The organism is Pseudomonas sp. Choline-02u-1 (assembly GCF_002836515.1).
Classification (GTDB): Bacteria; Pseudomonadota; Gammaproteobacteria; order Pseudomonadales; family Pseudomonadaceae; genus Aquipseudomonas.
On sequence record NZ_PJBC01000013.1, the window covers coordinates 277,592 to 301,655 of the forward strand.

Here is a 24,064-nt window from a genome sequence, read left to right on the forward strand (position 1 = left end):
CCCATCATGTCCCGAGCCCAATGCCCGCGCTGCCTGCGCCCCCAGACCCATTGCCTGTGCGCGCTGATTCCGCACCTCGACAGCCGCACCCGAGTATTGCTGCTGCAGCATCCGAGCGAGGTCAGTCACGCGCTCAATACGGCGCGACTGGCGGTGTTGGGGCTGAGCAATGCCGAGCTGATTGTTGGTGAGGTGTTCGACGATTTGCCGACGCTGTTGAACCGGCCGGGTTATCGGGCGCGCTTGCTGTTCCCGGCTGAGGATGCGCAGCCGTTGCAGGCTTACGATGAATCCGATGAACCGGTGTTGCTGGTGGTGCCCGACGGCACCTGGCGCAAGGCACGCAAGATGTTGCATCTCAACCCGCTGTTGGCCGCGTTGCCACGGGTGACTTTGGCTGAAGGCGGGGTGTCGCGCTATCGCTTGCGCAAGGCACCGGGGCCAGGGGCGTTGTCGACTATCGAGGCGATCGTGCAGGCACTGGAAACCCTTGAAGCGCCGTCGACGTTTGCGCCGTTGCTCAAACCTTTTGAAGCGCTGATCGACGGGCAGATTGCGGCGATGGGGGAGGAGACTTTTCAGCGCAATCATGGCGATAGATAGGCGTTGTCTGTGCTGGCCTCTTCGCGAGCAAGCCCGCTCCCACATGGATATGCATTCCCCTTGTGGGAGCGGGCTTGCTCGCGAAAGCGCCAGATCCATCACCCCAGCGTCCGGATGATGCCTAGCGCTCGCGCATCGCCTCGGTCCGCGCTTTCAGCACCGGTTTGAGCAGGTAATCCAGTACGCTTTTCTCGCCAGTAATAATGTCCACTGTCGCCACCATTCCCGGGATGATCAGCAGCGGTTTCACATCGCCCCCCAAGTGATTCTTGTCGGTGCGCACCTGAATCAGATAGAAGCTGTTGCCCTTGTCATCGGTAATCGTATCGGCGCCGATCAGCTCAAGTTTGGCGCTCAGCCCGCCATAAATCGTGTAGTCGTAGGCGCTGAACTTGACCATGGCTTTCTGGCCCGGATGCAGGAATGCCACGTCTTGCGGGCGGACCCTGGCTTCGATCAGCAGGTTGTCTTCCAGCGGCACGATTTCGACCATGTCGCTGCCCGGCTGGACCACGCCGCCGATGGTGTTGACCTTCATCTGCTTGATCACCCCGCGTACCGGCGAAGTCACCGTGGTGCGGCTGACGCGGTCATCGATGGCGATGCTCGAGGCGGTGATTTTCGACAGGTCGGTGCGTTTCTCGTTGAGCTCCTTGGCGGCCTCAGAGCGAAAGGTCTGTTCCGACTCGTCGATCTTGCTGCGGATTTCGGCGATGGCTGATTCGGCGCGGGGAATGGCCAGCGTGGTGGCGTTCAGCGAACCACGGATTTCCACCGCGCTGCGTCTGAGCCGGAGGATTTCCACTGGTGAAACCGCGCCGGTTTTCACCAGCGGTTCCGACATGTTCATCTCTTGCTGCAGCAGCGCCAGGCTGGAACTGAATTGGCCTTGCTTGGAGCGAAATTCCGCCAGCTCCTGGGTTTTCTGCCGCAGCTGTTCGCTGAGGGTGCGCTGTTCGCTGGCCAAGCGGCGTTGCCGTTGCTCGTACAGCGAGCGCTCGTCTTCGGCGACTTGCGGCGCCTTGGCGATGACTTCAGCGGAGAGCTTGAAGGGCCGCCCCTCGGCCTCCGCTGACAGCCGTTCGACTTGCGCGGTCAGCGCATACCGGTCGGCCTCACTCTCGCCCTTGTTCGAGCGAAAGCGCGTGTCATCCAGACGCAGCAGGGTGTCGCCCTTGCCGACCATCTGGCCTTCGCGAACGAAAATCTCGGTGACGATGCCGCCCTCGAGGTTCTGGATCACCTGAACCTTGCTCGACGGAATCGCCTTGCCTTCGCCCATGGTCACTTCTTCGAGCACGGCGAATTTGGCCCATACCAGTGCTGCGATCAGCAGCGCTGCCGCCAGCCACACGGTAATTCGCGATTTGCGGGGCGAATCCTGCAACGCTGCGCCGGCGGTTTCCGGCATGAACTCGGCTTCGGCGCTTTTGCCGAAACTGTCGAAGTAACCGCGCTTGTTGCTATCGGAGGAAGCAGGCATGGCGTAACTCCTAGACCGCCGCCGAGCCGACACGGCCCTTGCGCAGTGCATCGATGACTGCTTCTTTCGGGCCGTCCGCGACGACCCGGCCGTTGTCCAGCACCAGCAACCGGTCCACCAGGCTCAGCATCGAGGTGCGGTGGGTGACCAGCAGCAGGGTTTTGCCTTGCACCCAGCCATGCAGTTTCTGCCGCAATGCATCTTCGCTGCTGTTGTCCATGGCGCTGGTGGGCTCGTCGAGCAGCATGATCGGCGGATCGAGCAGTAACGCCCGCGCCAGCAACACGGCTTGGCGCTGGCCGCCGGAAAGCAATTGCCCGCGCTCGCCCACCGGTCGGTCGAAGCCTTGCGGATGTTGCCGCGCCAGTTCGGTGACGCCGGTCAGTTCGGCAACCTCAAGCATGCGTGAGTCGCTGATGTAACGCGCGCCCAGGGTCAGGTTGTCGCGCAGGCTGCCGGCCAGCAGCGGCAAGTCGTGGGCGACATAACCGATCTGCTGGCGCAGGTCAGCCACGTCCAGTTGGCGCAGATCCAGGCCGTCGAGCAGCAGTTGGCCTTCCTCCGCTTCGTAAAAGCCCATGACCAGCCGCGCCAACGTGCTTTTGCCCGAGCCGCTGCGACCGATGATGCCGACCCGCTCGCCGGGTTTCAGGCTGAAGCTGACTTCGCACAGCGCCGGCGCATTCTGGCCGTTGTAGTGAAACGTCACGCCGCTGACGTCCAGTGCACCTTGCAACTGCGTGCGTTCCAGCGGCCGTTGTTTGCCGTCGCGTTCCTGTGGCAGGGCCATCAGCGCGTCGGTGCTTTTCATGGTCAGTTGCGCTTGCTGATAGCGGGTGATCAGCCCGGCGATCTGGCCGAGCGGGGCGAGTACGCGGCTGCCAAGCATGTAAGTGGCGACCAGCGCGCCGACGCTGAGGTTGCCGGCGATGATGCTGTAGACCCCGGCGACGATCGTCGCCATCCCGGAAAACTGCTGGATGAACAGCGTGCCGTTGGTGGCTAGCGCCGACAGGTTGCGCGCGTGGCTGTCGAGGCGGGTGAGGGCGCCGTGGGTGCTTTCCCATTTGTGCTGGCGCTCGCTTTCGGCGCCGCAGGCCTTGAGGGTTTCCAGACCGCCGAGGGTTTCGATCAGCACCGCCTGACGCTCGGCGCCGAGGCTCAGGCTTTTTTGCACGGTGTCACGCAGGCGCACCTGAATCGCCATGGCGAAGATGATGGTGATCGGAAACGCCAACAGAGGAATCACCACCAGCCAGCCGCCGAGCAGGCCGATCACTACCAGCATCAACACCACGAAGGGCAAGTCGATCAGACTGGTCAGGGTCACGGCGGTGAGAAACTCACGCAGCCCCTGGAAGTCGTGAATGCTCTGGGCAAAGCCGCCGATGGTCGCCGGCCGCGCTTTCATCGACATGCCGGTGATGCGCTCGAACAACGTTGCCGAGAGGATCACATCGGTTTTCTTGCCGGCGGTGTCGAGCAGGTGCGCACGCACCACGCGCAGCACCAGTTCAAAACCGGTGCCGATCAACAGGCCGATCGACAGCACCCACAGCGTCGAGGTCGCCTGATTGGGCACCACGCGATCGTAGGTCTGCATGACGAACAGTGGCACCATCAGGCCCAGCAGGTTGATCAGGAAACTGGCGAGGATCGCATCGCTATACAGCCATTTCGACAGTTTGAGAGTGTCGCGAAACCACGCGTTTACCCGTGGCACCAGCGGCGCGCGCAGGTCTTCGAGTTCATGGCGCGGGCGGGCGAACAAGGCCTGGCCGCTGTAGTGTTCGCTGAGCTCTTCGCGGCTGACCCATTGCTCGCCGCCGTCGGCTTCGCTGGGCAGCAGCAGGGCTTTGCCGTCCTCGCCAAAACGGCGCAGCACGGCGGTGCGGCCGTCGTTGAGCAGCAACAGGATCGGCAGGTTCAGCGGCGAAATGTCTTTCAAGTCACGGCGCAACAACCGCGCCTGCAAACCGGCCCGCGCTGCTGCGCGGGGCAGCAGATCGAGGCTCAGGCGTTGCTTGTTCAGGGGCAGCCCGGCACTCAGGCTGGCGCGACTGACCGTGGCGCCGTGCAGCTTGCAGAGGATCAGCAGGCCGTCGAGTAACGGGTCGTCGAAGCTCAGGCGCGGATCGACCCCGGTAACGCCGGGTTCCATGCTGGTCATAGTGATTGCCTCTGTTGAACGGGCTCGGTTATCGGATCGTTCCCACGCTCCCGCGTGGGAATGCAGCCCGCGACGCTGCGCGTCCCTTGAGGCATTCCCACGCAGAGCGTGGGAACGATCAAGTGTCCACGGCGCCCATGTGGGTTACTTCAGCTCAGGCAGGCGCGCCTGGTTTTTCACTTCGGTGGTGGCAATCGCATCAGCCGGCAACACCACGCGTTGTTTGCTCAGCAGTTGGCCCATGTTCGCCAGCACGCGGTACATCGAGTATTCCTCGGTGTAGCGGATTTCGGTGTAGCGACGGTTGGCGTTGTACAGCTCGTTTTCGCTGTCGAGCAGGTCGAGCAGGGTGCGCTGGCCGAGGCCGAACTGGTCCTGATAAGCGGCGCGCACGCGTTTGGTGGTTTCGGCGTATTCGCGGGCGGTCGGCGTTTGCTTCTTGGCGTTTTCCATGGCGTTCCAGGCCAGGCGAATATTCTCGTTGAGCTGGCGCAAGGCGTTGTTGCGGATGTCCATCGCCTGGTTGATGTCGTGGGCATTCGCCGCCAGACGAGCCTTGTCGCTGCCGCCACGGAACAGGTTGTAGTTCATCACCACGCCGACACGCCATTCGTTGTCGTGACCTTCGTCGCCCTGCACGTTGTTGTTGGCGCCGACCGCCGCTTCCGCGTCAAAGCGTGGGTAGAACGGCGACTTGGCCACTTCGTACTGGCTCTCGGCGGACTGCACGTCAGCCTGGGCCGATTTCAGGTACGGGTTGTTGTCGACCATGCTCTGCTGCGCTTCACGCAGGTCCGGCGGAAGTTCGCCACGGGTCGAGGCCGGGGTTTCCAGCTCGTCGGGCATGCGTCCGACCACGCTGTAGAAATTCGATTCGGCGTCGGCCAGATCAACTTCGGCGGTGTCGAGGTTGTTCTGCGCCAGTGCACGACGGGCGACCGATTGGTCGGAGTCGGCGGTGCTGCCGATGCCGCGCTCGGTGCGCAGGCCGATCTGATCGTTGACGCGCAAGTGCGCCTGCAGGTTGTTCTCGGCCAGCGTCACCAGTTCACGACGCTTGAGCACTTCAAGGTAGACCTCAATGGTGCGCAGGGCCAGATCCTGCGCGGTGCCTTGCGCGTAGTAGGCGCGCGAGTTGGACACGCCCTTGGTGCGCTCGACCTCGTTGGCGGTGTTGAAGCCGTCGAAGATCATCTGCCGCAGGCGCAGCTCGGACTGGGTGTAGTTGAGAATCTCGGTGTTGTGATTACCGAAAGCGCGAGTGTTGGTGTTGTCGCTGTAGCCGCGACCGTAGGCAGCGTTCAAATCGACCGAGGGATAGAACCCGCCCTTGGCCACTTTCACTTGTTCGTCCGCTGACAGGCGCGCGTCCACCCGCGACGCCAGTTCCGGGTGAGTGGCGATGGTGCTTTGGATCGCCTCGGTGAGGTTCATCGCCTGGGCTTGGGAAGTGCAAGCCATGGCCAGCAAAACCGCGCTGCAGAGGGGGGTCAAAACGCGCATGGGTGCATCTCCCTGGATCTCAATGTTGTGTTACTGTCGCCAATTATTTGACGTAATTTTAGGGTGTAAGCGTTTCACTCTTGTAACAACAGAGCTAAGAACATCCTAGAGCGTAGCCAAGAAAAAATTTTCATAAGCCTTATTCCAAAAAAAACTTATGCGGTTTTTCAAAAGCAGCACATTGTTCAGCTCGAAAGCCTTTGTTTTATGCGCTTTAGGGAGCTCCAAAAGGCTTGAGGAAAGTTCCATTCACTTTGCGAGACACTGCGAAGTACTGCTGAAGGGGAGGGACGCGTCACGGCAAATGAGCGACAGATTTTTGTCACTCTGGTGATTCACCGCCGTTACGTAGCGCTAGTGGGTCGATGAATCGAACAGGGTTGGCAAGTGCTTGATAGCGCTGGTAATTCTCTTGATCCGACCTGCGAAACGAACTGCCGAGGGTGCGAGCGTCGCCCCCGGCAACCCGATTGAGCCATGGGCTGCTTCGCGAACCTGTGCCGACGGTGGTCGGCAGCGGAGGATTTCACATGGCAGCGCTCATCGGTACGGTCACAAAAGTCATTGGTCAGGTGTTCGCCCAGGCGGGCGACGGCATCAAGCGTCCGCTGTTCGAGGGCGATCGCCTGTACGGCGGCGATCAACTGATCACCGGCGCGGAAGGTGCGGTGGCGGTGAAACTGCAAAACGGCGAGCAATTGACCCTCGGCCGGGGCAGCAGCATCACCATGACCGGGCAATTGCTGGCCGACCAGGCGGTGCCGGTGAACGTCGCTGAAGCGCAGACCCCGAGCCAGGCGCAACTGACCGATGTCGAGCAAATCCAGAAAGCAATCGCCGCCGGTGAAGACCCCAGTAAAACTGCCGAAGCCACCGCTGCCGGCCCCAACGCGCCGACCGGCAATACCGGTGAACTGGGCGGCGGGCACAGCTTCGTGCTGCTGACCGAAGTCGGCGGCCGAGTCGATCCGAGCATCGGTTTCCCCACCGCCGGCTTCAACGGCATTCCCGAATTTCCCGAGTATCGCCGCGATGCGGACAACGACAATGGCGACGACACGCCGGCGCCGGTCGTGGTGCCACCGACGCCGGTGAACAACCCGGTCATCCTCAACGGTCTCGAAGGGGCGGGCGGCGAGCTGAACCTCAATGAAGCCAATCTGCCTGACGGTACAGCGGCCAATCCGGGCGCGCTGACGCAAAGTGGCAGCTTCACCGTCTCGGCAGCGGATGGCTTGAACAGCCTGAGCATCGGCGGCATCAACGTGATCGTTGGCGGCGTGCCGATCGGCTTTCCCCAGTCGATCACCACGCAACTGGGCAACACCCTGACCATCACCGGTTACAACGCGGCCACTGGCACGGTCAGCTACAGCTACACCCTCACCGGCAACGAGACCCACGCGGCCGGCGACGGCGTGAACAACCTCAGCGAACAGTTCACCGTGATCGCCACCGACAGCAATGGCGACAGCGCCACTGGCACGCTGGACGTGAATATCACCGACGACGTGCCCAAAGCGTTTGATGACGCCAACGGCGTTGCCTCGGAAACCGTGCTGACCCTGACCGGCAATGTCCTCACCAATGACATCCAAGGCGCTGACCGCGTACCCACCGGACCGGTCACGCCCGGTACATTCACTGGTACTTACGGCACGTTGATTCTGAACGCCGACGGCACTTACACCTACACGCTAAATACCAGCGACGCCGACTTCAAAAACTTGACCGGCGGCGGCAACGGCACCGAAACCTTCGCCTACACGATCACCGATGCCGACGGCGATACCAGCACTGCCAATCTCGTTTTGCGGATCCACAACAACGACGATCCAGTCACCATCGACGGCCTGAACGTCGCCGGTGGCGAGTTGACGATCTACGAAAAAACCCTCAGCGACGGCAGCGCCCCTGACGCTGGCGCACTGACGCAAAACGGCACCTTCACCATCACCGCGCTGGACGGCGTGACCACGCTGACAGTCGGCGGCATCGCCGTGGTCACCAATGGCGTTGCCGCAGGCTTCCCGCAATCGATCACCACGCCACTGGGCAGCACGCTGACCATTACTGGTTTCAACGCTGCAACCGGTGTGGTCAGTTACAGCTACACCCTGGCCGACAACGAAACGCATCCGAACGCCAATGGCGCGAACAGTCTGCCTGAGCAGTTCGCGGTTACCGTCATCGACGACAACGGGACAACGGCCACCGGCACCCTCGACGTCAACATCGTCGACGACCTGCCGAAAGCCAACGATGACAGCAACGGCACCGCCTCGGAAAATCAACTGACCCTCACCGGCAGTGTCCTCACCAATGACATACAAGGCGCCGACCGCGTACCCACCGGACCGGTCACGCCGGGCACTTTCACCGGTACTTACGGCACCTTGGTTCTGAACGCCGACGGCACCTACACCTACACGCTAAATACCAGCGACGCCGACTTCAAAAACTTGACCGGCGGCGGCAACGGCACCGAAACCTTCGCCTACACGATCACCGATGCCGACGGCGATACCAGCACTGCCAATCTCGTTTTGCGGATCCACAACAACGACGATCCAGTCACCATCGACGGCCTGAACGTCGCCGGTGGCGAGTTGACGATCTACGAAAAAACCCTCAGCGACGGCAGCGCCCCTGACGCTGGCGCACTGACGCAAAACGGCACCTTCACCATCACCGCGCTGGACGGCGTGACCACGCTGACAGTCGGCGGCATCGCCGTGGTCACCAATGGCGTTGCCGCAGGCTTCCCGCAATCGATCACCACGCCACTGGGCAGCACGCTGACCATTACTGGTTTCAACGCTGCAACCGGTGTGGTCAGTTACAGCTACACCTTGGCCGATAACGAAACGCATCCGAACGCCAATGGCGCGAACAGTCTGCCTGAGCAGTTCGCGGTTACCGTCGTAGACGACAACGGCACAACGGCCACCGGCACCCTCGACGTCAACATCGTCGACGACCTGCCGAAAGCCAACGATGACAGCAACGGCACGGCGTCAGAAACCCAACTGACCCTGACCGGCAACGTCCTCACCAACGACATACAAGGCGCCGACCGCGTAGCAACAGGCCCGGTTACACCCGGCACTTTCACCGGCACGTTCGGTACCTTGGTTCTGAACGCTGACGGCACCTACACCTACACGCTGAACACCAGCGATGCCGATTTCAAAGCCTTGACCGGCGGCGGTAACGGCACCGAAACTTTTGCCTACACGATCACCGATGCCGACGGCGATACCAGCACTGCCAATCTTGTTCTGCAGATTCACAACAACGATGATCCGGTGCTGCTCAATGGCCTCGACGTCAACGGTGGCGAACTGACGGTCTACGAAAAAAACCTCAGCGACGGCACCAGCCCCAACACCCCGGCGCTGACCCAGAACGGCACTTTCACCGTCAGCGCTCTCGATGGTCTGCAGACCCTCACAGTCGGCGGCATCGCCGTGATCACCAATGGCGTGGCCGCAGGTTTCCCGCAATCAATCGTCACGCCGCTGGGCAGCACCTTGACCATCAGCGGTTATGACCCTGCAACCGGCGTGGTCAGCTACAGCTACACCCTGGCCGACAACGAAGCCCATCCAACCGCCAACGGCGCCAACAGCCTCACCGAGAACTTCGACGTCGTCGCGACCGACACCGATGGCAGCACCGCCAGCGGTCAGATCAACGTCAACATCGTTGATGATTTGCCGACTGCGCATGCAGATGCGGCTTCGGTGGCGGAGGGCGGCACTGTCAGCGGCAATGTACTCAACAACGATGTCGGCGGCGCTGATGGCCCGGCGGTTACTGGCGCGGTGGTTGGCGTGCGCGCCGGTGCCGACACTTCGACCTCGGCCATCGGCGGGCTCAATTCGCAGATCAACGGCACCTACGGCTACCTCACGCTTGATGCCAACGGCAACGCCGTTTATCACAGCAATCCCAACGCGGTGAACGGCCCGGGCGCGGTCGATGTGTTCACTTACACGGTGCGCGATTTCGACGGTGATGAAAGCACCACGACCATCACCATCGACGTCTATAACAGCTGCCTGAAAGCGGTCAGCGATAGTGACGTGACCGTGTATGAAAAAGCCCTCGACCTGAACCAGGATGGCCAGGATCTAGCGGCGGGCAGCGTGGTCGGCAGCGATCCGGGCAGCACCGGCGAAACCGCATCCGGCACCCTGGTCGGCTCGGTTACCGGCGCGGTCGGCGCGATCAGTTATGCGCTGGTCGGCAGCGCCACCGGCAATTACGGGCAGATCGTGCTCAACGCCAATGGCACTTACACCTACACCCTGACCTCGCCGGCGACCACCACGCCGCACGCCGACGACGGCGCCAACAGCCTGAGCGAAACCTTCACCTATCAGGCCACCGATTCGCTGGGCAATGTCGTCACCAGCAGTATTGTCGTGAGCATCGTCGATGACGTGCCGAAAGCGCTGAACGACAGCAATGCCGACAACGCGACCGAAGCGCAATTGACCCTGACTGGCAATGTCCTCGACAACGACGTGCAAGGCGCCGATCGCGTCGCCAGCGGCCCGGTGACCGCCGGTACTTTCACTGGCACTTACGGCACGCTGGTACTTAACGCCAACGGCACTTACACCTACACGCTGGACGTTAACGACGCCGACTTCAACAACCTCCACGGCGGCGGCAACGGCACTGAAACCTTCGCCTACACGATCACCGACTCCGACGGCGACACCAGCACCGCCAACCTTGTGCTGAACATTCACAACAACGACGACCCGGTGTGTCTCGACGGCCTCAACGTGAAGGGCGGCGAACTCACCGTCTACGAGAGGAACCTCAGCGACGGCAGCAGCCCCAACACCTCGGCGCTGACCCAGAGCGGCAGCTTCACCGTCACCGCGCTTGATGGCCTGCAAACATTGACGGTCGGCGGCATTGCCGTGGTCAGCAATGGCGTCGCCGCCGGTTTGCCACAGTCGGTGGTCTCGCCGCTGGGCAGTACGTTCACCATCACCGGTTACGACCCGGCCACCGGCGTGGTCAGCTACAGCTACACCCTGGTCGACAACGAAGCCCATCCAGACGCCAACGGTGCCAACAGCCTCAGCGAGAATTTCGCGGTGGTCGCCACAGACACCGACGGCAGCACGGCCAGCGGTCAGATCAACGTCAACATCGTTGATGACCTGCCGACAGCGCACGCAGATGCCACTTCGGTGGAGGAGGGCGGAACCGTCAGTGGAAACGTGCTCGAAAACGATATAGGCGGGGCTGACGGCCCGGCAGTTTCCGGTGCCGTGATCGGCGTGCGTGCCGGCGCCGATACGTCTACTTCTGCCATTGGCGGTTTGAACTCACAAATCAACGGCAGCTACGGCTACCTCACCCTCGATGCCAACGGCAACGCCGTTTATCACAGCAATCCCAACGCGGTGAACGCCCCGGGCGCGGTTGACGTATTCACCTACACCGTGCGCGATTCCGATGGCGACGAAAGCACCACCACCCTCACCATTGATGTGCACAACAGCTGCCTGGTCGCCGTCGGCGACACCGACGTCACGGTTTACGAAAAAGCCCTCGACCTGAGCAAGGATGGCGCCGATCTGGCTCCCGGCACGGTCACCGGCAGCGAACCGGGCAACACCGGCGAAACCGCCAGCGGCACGCTGGTGGGTTCCCTCAGTGGCGGCAGCGGCGCGATCACTTATACGTTGGTCGGCAACGCCACCGGCAGCTACGGACAACTGCAGCTCAACGCCGACGGCACCTACACCTACACGCTGACCTCCGCGCCGAAAACCGCGCCGAACGCCAGCGACGGGGCCAATACCCTCAGCGAAACGTTCACCTACCAAGCCACCGATGCACTGGGCAACAGCACCACCAGCACCCTTGTGGTCAACATCGTTGACGATGTACCGAAAGCCGTTGCTTCGGATCGCTCGGTGACGGCGGTGGAGATCGATTCCAACGTGCTCATCGTCCTCGACATTTCCGGCAGCATGGCCGATGCCTCTGGCGTGCCGGGCCTGTCGCGGCTGGCGCTGGCCAAGCAGGCGATTGGTGCCTTGCTCGACAAGTACGATGATCTGGGCGATGTGAAAGTGCAGTTGGTGACATTCAGCAGCAATGCTGCCGACCGCACCACCGTGTGGGTGGATGTGGCCACCGCCAAGACGCTGCTCGCGGGTCTGAATGCCGGCGGCGGCACCAACTACGACGCCGCCGTGGCGGTGATGCAGACCGCGTTCAACACCTCCGGCAAACTCACCGGGGCGCAGAACGTCGGCTACTTCTTCTCCGACGGCAAGCCCAACGAGGGTGACATCGGCACGGCTGACGAAGCCGCGCTGAAAAACTTCCTCGACGCCAACAACATCAAAAACTACGCCATTGGACTGGGCAGTGGCGTGAGCAACGCCAACCTCGATCCGCTGGCCTACGACGGCATCAATCACACCGACACCAATGCGGTGGTGGTCACCGATCTCAATCAGCTCAACTCGGTATTGTCCGGCACCGTGCAGGGCGCGCCGGTCACCGGTTCGCTGCTGGGCGAGGGCGGTTCGTTCGGTGCCGATGGCGGTTTCATCAAGTCCATCGTCGTCGACGGCACCAGCTACACCTACGATCCGAAGGCCCTCAGCGGCCAGGGTTCGTTGACCGCGAGCGGCGGCGCCAACCACGGCACCTTCAACACGGCGAACAACACGGTCAGCATCGCCACCAACAATAGCGGCACCTTGGTGGTCAACCTCGACACCGGCGAATACAGCTACACCTCGCAGAAAACCACGGCGGTGGTGATCACCGAAAACATCGGTTTCACCGTCAGTGACAACGACGGCGATCTGGCCAGCTCCACGCTGACGGTGAAAGTGATCCCCAACGCGCCGCCGGTGGCGATGGACGATCACGTCATCACCAATGTGCTGTCCGGCAACATCGTGGTGCCGGGCGAGCTGCTGCTGGCCAATGACACCGATCCGAACGGCGATGCACTCAACGCCACGCCAACCAGCTTCAATACGGGTTGGGTATCGAAAGCAGCGGACTTCACCGGCACCGGTCTGATCGGTTTCACCGGGCAGCCCAATAATGCGGCCAACCAGAACCTGGCCAACGTGCGCAGCGCCTTCAGCGCCAATGCCGCGACGATGACCGCCGTGCTGGTAGTCAGCGGTTATCTCGGCATGGTGAGCAACAGCAATGCCAATGATGAAGATCGCATCACCGTCAATCTGCGTCAGGGCGAAACCCTCAATCTGGATCACAATCTGGGTGCCGGCAAGATCAGCATGGAGTACTCGCTCAACGGTGGCGCCTACGCCGCGCTGGCGGACGGGCAAACGCTGACCGCTTCGGCGGACGGCATCTACCAGATCCACATCACCAATATTGGTAACGGCGGCGGCAACCCCAACGCCGCAGAGAACTACCAACTGACAATGACCCTTGACTACGCCGGGGCCCACGACATCACGCCGGACTACCATGGCACCTACACCGCCAACGACAACCACGGCGGCAGCGATACGGCCAGTCTCAGCATCAGCTATCAGGACGGCCACACCCTGACCGGCACCGCCAGCGACGATGTGCTGGTGGCGGGCAGCGGCAATAACGTGATCAATGCCGGCGACGGCAATGACGTGCTCAGCGCTGGCTCCGGCAATAACGAAATGCACGGCGGCGCCGGCAACGATTTGCTTTACAGCGGCGCCGGCAATGATCTGCTCGACGGCGGCACCGGCAGCGACACGGCCAGCTACGCCCATGCCACAGCCGCGGTCACCGTCAACCTCGACCTGCTAGGTGCGCAAAACACCCTCGGCGCCGGCACCGACACCCTGACCGGCATCGAAAACCTGCTCGGCTCGAACTTCAACGACAGCCTCACCGGCGACGCCAACAACAACGTGATCAACGGGGGGCTCGGCAACGACTTCCTCAACGGTGGCGCCGGCGATGACTTGCTGATCGGTGGCATGGGCAACAACACTCTGACCGGCGGAGCAGGGGCGGACACCTTCCAGTGGCTCAAGGGCAACAGCGGCCACGACCTGATCACCGATTTCACCCCCGGCACCGACAAGCTCGACCTGTCGCAACTGCTGCAAGGCGAAAACGCCAGCACCGCTTCGCTGGATGACTATTTGCACTTCACTGTCAGTGGCAGCGGCGCCTCGGTGATGACCAGCATCGACGTCAGCGCCATGGCCGGCGCCACGCCGAACCAGACCATCGATCTCGCTGGCGTCAACCTTGCCAGCCACTACGGCGTGACCCCGGGCGCAGGCGGCATGATTGCCAGCGGCCACGACACGGCGACGATCATCAGCGGCATGCTCAATGATCATTCGTTGAAAGTCGATACCGTTTGATCTGAGGTCTGAAACAACAAACCCGCCGCCCCGGTTGGAGGGACGGCGGGTTTTTTCTGTGTGTAGGCATGTATTGCCTGTCAGTCAGCCTTCGCGGGCAAGCCCGCTCCCACGCAGATGAGCGGCGGCCACAAATCTTTTGTCACACCACAGAACCTGTGGGAGCGGGCTTGCCCGCGAAGAGGCCGGAATTGACACCGCAGGACTCAGCTGACTGTCATCCCGATTGCGGCAACTCCAGATTATCCAGCACCCGATTCACCGCCAGTTCGCCAAGCATGAGCAACTGCGATTTATCAGGATTTACGCAATGTCTTCTGCCGCAAAATATAAACCGTTACCAACACCGCACTGGTCAGCATGAACCCCCGCGCCCACATCAACGGCACCAGATAACACGAGAACAGAATGCTCACCCACATCAGCCCGATCGCGTAGACCTTGCCTTTGAGCGGAATGCCGTTGCCTTCGAGGTAGTCGCGAATCCATGGCCCCAGTCGTGGATGCTCGACCAGCCAGCGATAGAAGCGCGGAGAGCTGCGCGCAAAGCAAGCTGCAGCAAGCAGAAGGAAAGGAGTGGTGGGCAGGACCGGCAGGAAGATGCCGATCACCCCCAATGCCACGCTGAGCCAGCCGATGGCCAGCAGGACGTAGCGCAACATCAGGGGGCGGTTGCCTATGGGATTGTCCATAGGCCGGATCTTAGTGGTGGCGTGGCTTGAGGATCGCCGGTTTTTCGTCGGGCGCCTGGCACAGCAGGTACAGCGCGGTGAGGGCTTCCGGGATTTGTACGATCATGTCGTCCATCAGGTTGGCGTCCTTGGCGATGTCCTCGAACTCAGGCTGCTCGTCGAACAGACCGGAACCGACCATGATCGGCAGGAGCATTTCGCTGACTTCTTCTTCGGCGGTTTCGAACCAGGCGGCTTCGCGCAGGAACACACCTTCCATGAAACCGATGCACCAACCGCGCAGTTCGGAATCGTCCGGCTCTTCGCCCAGATCCAGTTCGCAAGGCAGTTCGAATTCTTCATCCGAGGCCAGTTGACGAGCGATATGCGCTTTGAGGCCGATCAGTGTGGCTTCGATTTCGGCACGCTGGGCTTCGTCGGCGTAATGCGGCTCTTCGGCGAACAGCGCGTCGATCCACTCGCGCTCCGGGACGTCTTCGGAGCAGATCGACAGCGCGGTCAGGTAACCGTGGGCGGCGACGTAATCCAGCGCCTCGTCGTGCAGCTCGTCGGCGTCGAGGAAGACTTGCAGGCGGGTCAGTTGCTCAGCGAAGGACATTACGGGGCTACCTTGGGGAATAAACAATGCGGGAATTCTAGGCCTTCTTGCGCGCTCTAGCCAGCCGCTTGGCAGATTTGCCCAATTACCGGACTTACTGGAAAGGGTGAATAGCCTGTGGGAGCGGGCTTGCTCGCGAAGACGGTGTGTCAGGCACTTTTGCATCGACTGACCCGCCGCTTGCGCGAGCAAGCGCGCTCTCACCGGGTTTTGTGCGTGGCAGGTTTATCAGTGTCTTCTCAGCGGCACCCTCTGCGGCAAAGGCCTCGGGTATACTGCCGCGTTTTGCGATCCCTGCTGGCGCTGCGCTGGTCATGCAACGTGTTCTTACGTTTTGTTTAAGCAGCCGAGGCTGCTCTGAACCAGCCTGAGCAGGGATGTATCGGTAGATTTTTGGAGTTTTTATGCTCGAACAGGCTCAACGCGTCCTCAAGGACATCTTCGGCTACGACAGTTTCCGTGGCCGTCAGGGTGCGATCATTGAGCGCGTGGCCAGCGGCGGTGATGCGCTGGTGCTGATGCCTACCGGTGGCGGCAAGTCCTTGTGCTTTCAGGTGCCGGCGCTGCTGCGCGACGGTCTGGCGGTGGTGGTTTCGCCGTTGATCGCTCTGATGGACGATCAGGTCGCCACCCTTGAAGAACTGGGCGTGGCCGCTGCCGCGTTGAACTCCACGCTGAGCGCTGAACAGCAGCGTGATCTCGCTGTGCGGATCAAGCGCGGCGAAGTGAAAATGCTCTATCTGGCCCCCGAGCGTCTGGTCCAGCCGCGCATGCTGGCGTTCCTGCAAAGCCTGGAAATCGCTTTGTTCGCCATCGACGAAGCGCATTGCGTGTCGCAATGGGGCCACGACTTCCGCCGCGAATACCTGCAACTGGGCCAATTGGCGGAACTGTTCCCCAACGTTCCGCGCATTGCCCTGACTGCGACCGCCGACAAGCGCACCCGCGAAGAAATCGTCGATCGCCTGCATCTGCAGAATGCCGAGCGCTTCCTGTCGAGCTTCGACCGCCCGAACATTTTCTACCGCATCGTCCCGAAAGAGCAGCCGCGCAAGCAATTGCTGGCGTTCCTCGCCGAGCGGCGCAGCGACGCCGGCATTGTTTATTGCCTGTCGCGCAAGAAGGTCGAAGAAGTTGCGGCATTCCTCAGCGAGCAGGGCTTCCCTGCGCTGCCGTATCACGCCGGTCTGCCGAATGATCTGCGCGCCTACCATCAGAAGCGCTTCCTTAACGAGGAAGGCCTGATCATGGTCGCCACGGTGGCGTTCGGCATGGGCATCGACAAGCCCAACGTGCGCTTTGTCGCGCACCTCGATCTGCCGAAATCCCTCGAGGCGTATTACCAGGAAACCGGACGCGGCGGCCGTGACGGTCTGCCGGCGGACGCGTGGATGGCCTACGGTCTGCAAGACGTGGTGATGCTCAAACAGATGCTGCAGAACTCCGAAGGCGACGAACGGCACAAGCGTCTGGAGCAGCACAAGCTCGACGCCATGCTCTCGCTGTGCGAAGAAACCCGCTGCCGCCGGCAGGCATTGCTGGCCTATTTCGACGAAGACATGCCCGAGCCGTGCGGGCATTGCGACAACTGTGTCGACGGCGTGCAGACCTGGGATGCCACCGAGCCGGCGCGCCAGGCCTTGTCGGCGATTTTCCGCACCGGCCAGCGTTACGGTGTCGGCCATCTGGTCGATGTGCTACTGGGCAAGGACAACGAAAAGGTACGCAGCTTTGGCCACCAGCACCTGTCGGTGTTTGGCGTGGGCAAGGCGTTGAGCGAGAGCGAGTGGCGCTCGCTGTTCCGCCAGTTGGTGGCGCGTGGGTTGGCCGATGTCGATCACGAGGGTTATGGCGGTCTGCGCTTGAATGACAGTTGCCGGCCGCTGCTCAAAGGCGAAGTGAAACTGGAACTGCGCCGCGACCTGAAACCACAAGTCACCGCCAAAACCGGCAGCAAGAGCCAGGCCAGCCAACTGGTGCGCGGCGAGGAACGCGAACAGTGGGAAGCCTTGCGCGCGTTGCGGCGCAAGCTCGCCGAAGAACACGGCGTGCCGCCATACGTCATCTTCCCCGACTCGACCCTGTTGGAAATGCTCCGCAGCCAGCCAACCTCGCTGGCGGAAATGGCCACGGTCAGCGGCGTCGGCGCGCGCAAGCTGGAACGCTACGGCGAAGCTTTCCTCGAAGTGCTCGGCGGCGAGGCCGAAGCGCCGAAAGTGGTGGCCGACGTCCGTCACGAACTGATCACCCTCGCGCGCGCGGGCATGACGCCGCTGCAGATCGCCGGGCAACTGCAGTGTTCGGAAAAGAACGTCTACGCGATGCTCGCTGAAGCCATCGGCAAGCAGCAATTGTCGCTTGAGCAGGCGTTGGACTTGCCTGAGGAACTGATGGGCGAAGTACAGGACGCGTTTCTCGATGGCGAGGGCGAGTTGCCGTCCGTCGCCGAAGTGGCCGAGTTGTTCGCCGGGCGCGTGCCGGAAGGTGTGCTTTATTGTGTGCGGGCGGCGTTGCAGTCTGAATTCGAGATGTGAAGCGACGTTTGCGCCAAGCCCCGTTCAGTTGTAACGATTCAGTACAGAGCCACCCTTGCCTATAACTGCCGCTCATGCTTAGCTGACTAATAATTAGATTTTCCGTATTTTCAGTCTAACCGTGAGTGTTTTATGCCGTTAACCGATCAACATCGCTTTGGTATGCAACTGGCCCAGATGTCCCGTGGCTGGCGTGCCGAACTGGATCGTCGTCTCGCCGGGCTGGGCCTGTCGCAGGCGCGCTGGCTGGTACTGCTGCATCTGGCGCGCTTTGAAGAGGCGCCGACCCAACGCGAACTGGCGCAAAGTGTCGGCGTCGAAGGTCCGACTCTGGCGCGCTTGCTCGATAGTCTGGAAAACCAGGGACTGGTGCAACGCCAGTCAGTGATGGAAGACCGTCGGGCGAAAAAAATCGTGCTCTGCGCACCCGCTCTACCTCTGATCGAACAAATCGAAACGATTGCCACGCAACTGCGCCACGAATTATTCGAAGGCGTCGACGAGGCGGATTTAAAGGTGTGCATGCGCGTGCACGGGCACATTCTGGCCAATCTGGAAAAATCCTGAGGCACATCCCAACGCCGATTTTTTGAGAGATCGCTCTGAGCCGACTATAAGAACTACTGGGCAATATCGTGTTCGTACCGGATGTGCGAACGCATAGAAACCGGTTTTGCTTATTTAAGGGATGCTCATGCTCGCAAGTCGGCAAGTGCTGTGCGGGGGCGCCAAATGGCTGCTCGCTGCCGGTCTATTCAGCTATTCGACCTGGTCGATGGCGTTGGGGTTGGGCGAAATCACTGTTCATTCGGCCCTGAATCAGCCGTTCAAGGCCGACATCGCGCTGGTCGATGTCGGCACGTTGACGCAAAACGATCTCTCGGCCAGCCTGGCCTCGGCAGATGAATTCGGCCGGGCCGGCGTCGAGCGGGTGTTCTTTCTCAACGACCTCAAGTTCACCCCGATCCTGCATGGCAATCGCCAGATGATCCGGGTGACCTCGAACAAGCCGGTCAACGAACCCTTCCTCAACTTCCTCGTGCAGCTCGATCAGCCCAACGGCCGCCTGCTGCGCGAGTACACGGTGCTGATCGACCCGCCGGGTTCGCCGGGCATCGTGCCCGCCACCGACGAGCCGGATCCGCGCCCGCAATCCTCCGAATTCCCAACCGTCGAACCGGTTACCGCACCGCCCCAGGCTGCCCAAGGCAAACGCACTGCCGCGCCCCTACCGCCAACGCCAGCGGCACCTGCCAACGATGCGCAGGCCGAGCAACTGGCTGCCAGCGTGTTGCTGACCCAGCAGCTGCAAAAGACCCTCGACGAACAGAACCTCAGACTGCAAGAGCAGCAATTGCAAATAGCCGACGGCAAGAAGCAGATCGAAGATTTGCAAACCCGTCTGGCCGAAGTGCAGAGAGCTCCGCCACCGGCCGCGGTCGCAGCTGTTCCGGCGGCCGTTTCGGCCCCCGTCGAGGCGACAGACGACGGTTTGAACTGGCCACTGCTCGGCGGGCTGATCGTGCTGCTGGGTGCGCTGGCGGCATTGTTTCTACGCCGCCGTCAGCAACGTTCGACAGCCGATGGCACGCCGCTGCCGCTATTGCCGGTGAGCGCCGAAGATGACGTCGATGAGCCAGAACTTCAACAATCTGTCGGTTCGCACGCGGCCACTGATCATCGCGACGAACCCGGTGCCGGCGATGTGCTGGAAGCCGTGGGCATTTATCTGGCCTATGGCCGGCTCAACGAAGCGGCCGGGCTGCTGCGCGATGCCTTGTACAAGGAGCCTGAGCGCACCGATCTTGGTTTGCAGTTGCTGGAAGTTCTTGGGCGCCAAGGTGACAGCGCCGCCTATGAACAGCAGGAGGAACACCTGCGGGCACTCGGCGTTGATGACCGCACACTGGTTGAGGCGCGTGCTCGCCATCCAAAACTGGCAGGCGCCGCACCGGCGGCATTCGCAGCAACGCCGATCGCAGCCGAATTGCCCTTGGCCACAGCGGCGACCGTTTCGGTGCCCCTCGCATCGACGCTCGGCGCTCCCGAGGATGATTTCGAATTGAATCTGAGTGAGCTGTCGATGGATTCAAACTGGGATCTCAACGACAGCCGCACCGATTCCGCCGCACCGCCGATTGATGATCCGGAGTTGGGCACAAGCCTGTCCGTGCTGCCGGTCGACTTCGAGCTGCCACAGGCTGCATCTGGGGAAGAAGCCGAACTTGAATGGATCCCCGAACCCGACGCCCAGCCGCTCGACGATGACTTCCTCAATGCGTTCGGCGATCCCGAGCCGTCGCCGGCATTGGAGCCTCTGGATCTGCAATTACCCGAGTCCAGCGAGACCGAGGCTGCTGGCAAGCTCGAACAGGCCCAAACCTGCATCGACGACGGCGACATCGACAGTGCGATCGCGCTGCTCAACGAATTGCTCAAGGAAGGGGATGAGCCATTGCGGCAAACAGCGAGGACGTTGTTGGCGGGGATTCGTTGACTGCCGACGGATTACAGGTTTCTCCAGGACCGCTTTCGCGAGCAGGCTCGCTCCCACCATGAAATGAGTTGTCCTTGTGGGAGCGAGCCTGTTCGCCAGGACGTCAGAACGTCTGCCCCAGATTCAGATAAACCGCCTGCTCATCGGCATCATTCAATCCATAAGTGAAATTCAACGGTCCCAGCGGCGTGTCGAAGCCGATAAACACGCTCGCGGCGTTGATGTAGCCGCTGTCAAATGCGTTGTCGTTATTCCACGCCCGACCGCGTTCCAGCGAGGCGCCGGCGTACAGCGGGAAATCCAGCGGCAGATACGAGCGCGGCGTCAGGCGGCGGTAGTACACGGCGCGCATCAAGCTGACGTTCTGCCCGGACAACGCGTCCTCACGGAACCCCGACAACTGCCGCGCGCCGCCAAGCAGGAAGCTTGAAGTCACCACATTGGCATTGTCCAGCGTGCGGCCGTAGCGCCCGCCGAGTATCAGCGTATCCGGGCCGTGGCTCATGGCCTTGTCGAAATTCAACTCCCACTGGCGATAGCGGGTGTCTGAGCTCAGTCCCGGTTCGAACTGGGTGAAGGTCAGGCTCACCTCTTTGCCCGTATGTGGAAAGTAGACGTTGTCCAGCGAGTCGTACGAATACTTCACGGTATAGAAGCCTTCGTTGAAGCTCTCGCTCGGCAAATCCTGATCGCCGATGCGCACGTCAGCCTCGCCCCAGGCCTGGCCGACGCCAAGCCGCACTTCGCCGTTGTTGCCGATCTGCCGGCCAAGGTTGAGGCCGAAACCGTAGCGCTCGACGCGATATTGGGCGATCGGATCGTTATCCAGCACCGAGTCGACGTTCTGCGCCTCGAACGACGCATACGGCGCGACGAAATAGCGCGAGCCGACATCCAGCGGCTGATAGAACTCGCTGTACAGCTCCTGCTTGTCGCCGATTTGCGCCCGGGTCAGCCATTCCGCACCGAGTCGGTTGATGCCGTTGACGCGATAGCTGGCGCCGAGATTGAAAGCACTGTCGCCGCGCATGTCGTCCGACAGGTTGAGGCCAACCCGCAAGTAATCGGTGCCGCTGCGCTTGCCGCTGGCACTGATGACCAGGGTGTGATCCTGGCCTTTGTGCACCACGCGGTAACGCACCTGATCGAAGTAATCGAGGCCGTACAACGTGCCCATGTCCGAATGCAGGCGGCCCAGATCCAGCGGCGCGCCGATCGGCTGGCGGATGTAATAGCGAATCACGGCATCGTCGACTTTCGAGTCGTTTTCGACGCGGATGGCCGTGATGATCGGCGTGCGCTGTCCCGGTTGGCGGGCGGCGTTGAGTTCGGCGTCCTGGGTTTCAGTTGGCTTCAGTTGTGCCAGCCGCGCATCGAGGATTCGGGTGGCGCGGTAACCGGCATCGATCATCTCCTGAGCCTTGCCGAAATCGGTCACGCCGAACGCGGCCAGCGCGGGTTGGATCAATACGTCATCGGCATGCAGAGCTGCCAGTTGCTCTTCGGAGTTGCGCCGGGTCATCAGGGTAATCGACTGATTGAGCACATCCACCACCGTGGTCAACTGCTTGCGGTTGCGCAGCGGCGTGCCGATGTCGACGACGATGGCGATGTCGACACCCATTTCCCGTGCGACGTCCAGCGGGATGTTGTCGGTCATGCCGCCGTCGACCAGCAGGCGGCCGTCGAGCTCGACCGGGGCGAACACCGCGGGGATCGACATGCTCGCGCGAATCACCTGGGGCAGGTGGCCTTTGCGAAACACCACTTTTTCGCCATTGGCGATGTCGGTGGTCACGGCGCGAAAGGGGATCGGCAGTTTGTCGAAGTCGCGGGTGTCGCTGGTGTGGGCCAGCAGGCTTTCCAGCAACAGCGCGAGGTTCTGACCCTGGATAACCCCCAACGGCAGGCCGAGGCTGCCGTCGTCGCGAAAGCTGAGTTTCTGCTTCACCAGAAAGTCGCGATCGTCCTGCTTGCGCCGGAACGGCACATCTTCGCGCGGCGGTGCGTCGGACAGCGCTGCTTGCCAGTCGATGCTCAGCGCGAGTTTCTCCAGTTCATCGACCTTGTAGCCCGAGGCGTACAGGCCGCCGACCACCGCGCCCATGCTGGTCCCGGCAATCGCGTCGATCGTGATGCCTTGTTCTTCCAGTGCTTTGAGCACGCCGATGTGCGCCAGCCCGCGCGCGGCACCGCCGGACAACACCAGACCGACTTTCGGTCGTGGCGCTTCACTGGCATGAAGCAGCAGGGGAAGGAAACCAAGCAGCAGGCAGAACAGCAAACGGCGCATTGTGAGTCTCTGGGCAAGCGGTAAAGCCGGCTATTATAGCGGCGCCCTCTGTCTCAGGAGTTTCAGCGATCATGACCGTCGCCAAAGCCGAAGTTGTCATAACTTATTGCACCCAATGCCAGTGGCTGCTGCGCGCGGCGTGGCTGGCCCAGGAGCTGCTCAGCACCTTCGCTGACGAGCTGGGCAAAGTGTCATTGGTGCCGGGCACCGGCGGGGTGTTTCACATCACTTGTGCGGGTGTGCAGATCTGGGAGCGCAAGGCCGACGGTGGCTTCCCCGAAGCCAAGGTTTTGAAGCAGCGGGTGCGCGATCAGATCGATCCTGACCGCGACCTCGGTCACAACGACCGCGCTCAGTGAGAGGCGGCCTCGGCGGCGACGGTTTTTTTGTCGCTGCCGCCTGACATCCGCGCCGACACTACGATAGCGATGATGATCAACGCGCCACCGATGAGCATGCGCAGGGTCGGGGTTTCACTGAACAGCAGCCAGGCGAGGGTGATGCCGTAAACCGGCTCCATGGCGAATACCACCGCCGCCGTGCGCGCCTTGATCACCGCCAGACTGGCGACGAACAGGCTGTGCGCCACGCCCGTGCAGAACACTCCGAGCAGGGCGATCCACAACCAGTCCAGCGCGCGCACCGCACTCAACTGCGGCGCTGCAACCGGCAACAGACACAACGCCACGACAACGTTCTGGCACAACGCCGCCTGCACCGCCGGGATGCGTCCGGAACTGGCGCGGTTGGTCAGCGACAGCAGGGAAAACAGCAGGCCGGACAACACTGCCCAAAGCAAGCCGACTGTCGCGCCGCTGCCCAGATCGAACGCCGGAGTTACCAGCCCCAGACCGATGGTTACCAACACGACCAGGACGATTTCATTGGCACGGATGCGTTCGCGGAAAATCAGCCCTTCGAGTATCACCGTAAACGCCGGGAAGCTGGCAAAGCCCAACGTGGCGATGGCCACTCCGGCGATCTTCACCGATACGAAAAAACTCACCCAATGTCCGGCCAGCAACACCCCGCTCAGCGCCAGGCGTCGCCAGTCGACTGCTTGCAGTTTTTGCCAGCCGCTCTGGCTGGCGAATCGAGCGAAGAAGGCCAGGGCAAGCACGGCGAAGGCGGCGCGCCCGAACACAATGACCGCCGGCGACGCGGCAGCGAGTTTGCCGAACACACCGGTCAGGCCGAACATCAAAGCGCCGATATGCAGGGCGCCGAGGGCGGTACGCGGAGTCATTGCAATCCTTTTATCTCAAACACAATCTCAACTGCATATTGAACCGGGGGATGGCCAG

General features: G+C 61.7%; 13 protein-coding genes. 6 read left to right on the forward strand and 7 right to left on the reverse strand.

Translation table 11 applies throughout. The annotated features are described in order from the left end of the window. Nucleotides 1-6 precede the first annotated feature (6 nt). Nucleotides 7-603, forward strand: a complete 597-nt coding sequence (locus tag CXF97_RS11440) for a tRNA-uridine aminocarboxypropyltransferase (RefSeq protein ID WP_101158588.1) — start codon at nt 7-9, stop codon at nt 601-603. A gap of 121 nt (nt 604-724) precedes the next feature. Here CXF97_RS11440 and CXF97_RS11445 read toward each other — a convergent pair whose 3' ends face one another. The 3 genes from CXF97_RS11445 to CXF97_RS11455 form a co-directional block, all read right to left on the reverse strand. Beyond that, on the reverse strand, nt 725-2,086 hold the full coding sequence (locus tag CXF97_RS11445) for an HlyD family type I secretion periplasmic adaptor subunit (protein WP_101158589.1): 1,362 nt from the start codon (nt 2,084-2,086) through the stop codon (nt 725-727). Between the two features lie 10 nt (nt 2,087-2,096). After that, on the reverse strand, nt 2,097-4,256 hold the full coding sequence (locus tag CXF97_RS11450; RefSeq protein ID WP_101158590.1) for a type I secretion system permease/ATPase: 2,160 nt from the start codon (nt 4,254-4,256) through the stop codon (nt 2,097-2,099). 144 nt (nt 4,257-4,400) lie between these two features. Next, entirely contained in the window at nt 4,401-5,759 is a 1,359-nt protein-coding gene (locus CXF97_RS11455; RefSeq protein ID WP_101158591.1) for a TolC family outer membrane protein, read from the reverse strand. A 530-nt stretch (nt 5,760-6,289) separates the two neighbouring features. On the opposite strand from CXF97_RS11455, the gene CXF97_RS11460 reads away from it, so the two are divergent. Next, a complete protein-coding gene (locus CXF97_RS11460) occupies nt 6,290-14,146 on the forward strand; it encodes a retention module-containing protein (protein WP_101158592.1) in 7,857 nt (2,618 codons plus the stop codon). Between the two features lie 296 nt (nt 14,147-14,442). Here the strand turns inward: CXF97_RS11460 and CXF97_RS11465 are convergent, their stop codons facing one another. After that, nucleotides 14,443-14,838 carry a YbaN family protein gene (locus CXF97_RS11465; RefSeq protein ID WP_101158593.1) on the reverse strand — a complete coding sequence of 132 codons (396 nt, stop codon included), beginning with the start codon at nt 14,836-14,838 and terminating at the stop codon, nt 14,443-14,445. Between the two features lie 10 nt (nt 14,839-14,848). After that, nucleotides 14,849-15,436 carry a YecA family protein gene (locus CXF97_RS11470; protein ID WP_101158594.1) on the reverse strand — a complete coding sequence of 196 codons (588 nt, stop codon included), beginning with the start codon at nt 15,434-15,436 and terminating at the stop codon, nt 14,849-14,851. A gap of 404 nt (nt 15,437-15,840) precedes the next feature. On the opposite strand from CXF97_RS11470, the gene recQ reads away from it, so the two are divergent. The 3 genes from recQ to CXF97_RS11485 all read left to right on the forward strand — a co-directional run bounded on the left by recQ (nt 15,841) and on the right by CXF97_RS11485 (nt 20,467). Then, nucleotides 15,841-17,970 carry a DNA helicase RecQ gene (recQ, locus tag CXF97_RS11475; RefSeq protein WP_101158595.1) on the forward strand — a complete coding sequence of 710 codons (2,130 nt, stop codon included), beginning with the start codon at nt 15,841-15,843 and terminating at the stop codon, nt 17,968-17,970. Between the two features lie 132 nt (nt 17,971-18,102). After that, nucleotides 18,103-18,537, forward strand: a complete 435-nt coding sequence (locus CXF97_RS11480; protein ID WP_016771142.1) for a MarR family transcriptional regulator — start codon at nt 18,103-18,105, stop codon at nt 18,535-18,537. A gap of 127 nt (nt 18,538-18,664) precedes the next feature. Next, on the forward strand, nt 18,665-20,467 hold the full coding sequence (locus tag CXF97_RS11485; protein ID WP_101158744.1) for a FimV/HubP family polar landmark protein: 1,803 nt from the start codon (nt 18,665-18,667) through the stop codon (nt 20,465-20,467). A gap of 103 nt (nt 20,468-20,570) precedes the next feature. Here the strand turns inward: CXF97_RS11485 and CXF97_RS11490 are convergent, their stop codons facing one another. Beyond that, on the reverse strand, nt 20,571-22,760 hold the full coding sequence (locus CXF97_RS11490; RefSeq protein ID WP_101158596.1) for a patatin-like phospholipase family protein: 2,190 nt from the start codon (nt 22,758-22,760) through the stop codon (nt 20,571-20,573). Nucleotides 22,761-22,831: 71 nt separating this feature from the next. Between CXF97_RS11490 and CXF97_RS11495 the strand changes: the two genes are divergently transcribed. Next, nucleotides 22,832-23,119 (forward strand): SelT/SelW/SelH family protein, encoded by a 288-nt coding sequence (locus CXF97_RS11495; RefSeq protein ID WP_101158597.1) that lies wholly within the window; start codon nt 22,832-22,834, stop codon nt 23,117-23,119. On the opposite strand, the gene CXF97_RS11500 is transcribed toward CXF97_RS11495, so the two are convergent. Continuing rightward, nucleotides 23,113-24,006, reverse strand: coding sequence for a DMT family transporter (locus tag CXF97_RS11500; protein ID WP_101158598.1), 894 nt, complete (start codon nt 24,004-24,006; stop codon nt 23,113-23,115). The two genes, CXF97_RS11495 and CXF97_RS11500, sit on opposite strands and share 7 nt — an antisense overlap. Nucleotides 24,007-24,064 lie beyond the last annotated feature (58 nt).

Bases quoted from the DNA above. Each gene is read 5' to 3' on its own strand.
- CXF97_RS11440 (WP_101158588.1), top strand. From the start codon at position 7: ATGTCCCGAGCCCAATGCCCGCGCTGCCTGCGCCCCCAGACCCATTGC.
- CXF97_RS11445 (WP_101158589.1), bottom strand. From the start codon at position 2,086: ATGCCTGCTTCCTCCGATAGCAACAAGCGCGGTTACTTCGACAGTTTC.
- CXF97_RS11450 (WP_101158590.1), bottom strand. From the start codon at position 4,256: ATGACCAGCATGGAACCCGGCGTTACCGGGGTCGATCCGCGCCTGAGC.
- CXF97_RS11455 (WP_101158591.1), bottom strand. From the start codon at position 5,759: ATGCGCGTTTTGACCCCCCTCTGCAGCGCGGTTTTGCTGGCCATGGCT.
- CXF97_RS11460 (WP_101158592.1), top strand. From the start codon at position 6,290: ATGGCAGCGCTCATCGGTACGGTCACAAAAGTCATTGGTCAGGTGTTC.
- CXF97_RS11465 (WP_101158593.1), bottom strand. From the start codon at position 14,838: ATGGACAATCCCATAGGCAACCGCCCCCTGATGTTGCGCTACGTCCTG.
- CXF97_RS11470 (WP_101158594.1), bottom strand. From the start codon at position 15,436: ATGTCCTTCGCTGAGCAACTGACCCGCCTGCAAGTCTTCCTCGACGCC.
- recQ (WP_101158595.1), top strand. From the start codon at position 15,841: ATGCTCGAACAGGCTCAACGCGTCCTCAAGGACATCTTCGGCTACGAC.
- CXF97_RS11480 (WP_016771142.1), top strand. From the start codon at position 18,103: ATGCCGTTAACCGATCAACATCGCTTTGGTATGCAACTGGCCCAGATG.
- CXF97_RS11485 (WP_101158744.1), top strand. From the start codon at position 18,665: ATGCTCGCAAGTCGGCAAGTGCTGTGCGGGGGCGCCAAATGGCTGCTC.
- CXF97_RS11490 (WP_101158596.1), bottom strand. From the start codon at position 22,760: ATGCGCCGTTTGCTGTTCTGCCTGCTGCTTGGTTTCCTTCCCCTGCTG.
- CXF97_RS11495 (WP_101158597.1), top strand. From the start codon at position 22,832: ATGACCGTCGCCAAAGCCGAAGTTGTCATAACTTATTGCACCCAATGC.
- CXF97_RS11500 (WP_101158598.1), bottom strand. From the start codon at position 24,006: ATGACTCCGCGTACCGCCCTCGGCGCCCTGCATATCGGCGCTTTGATG.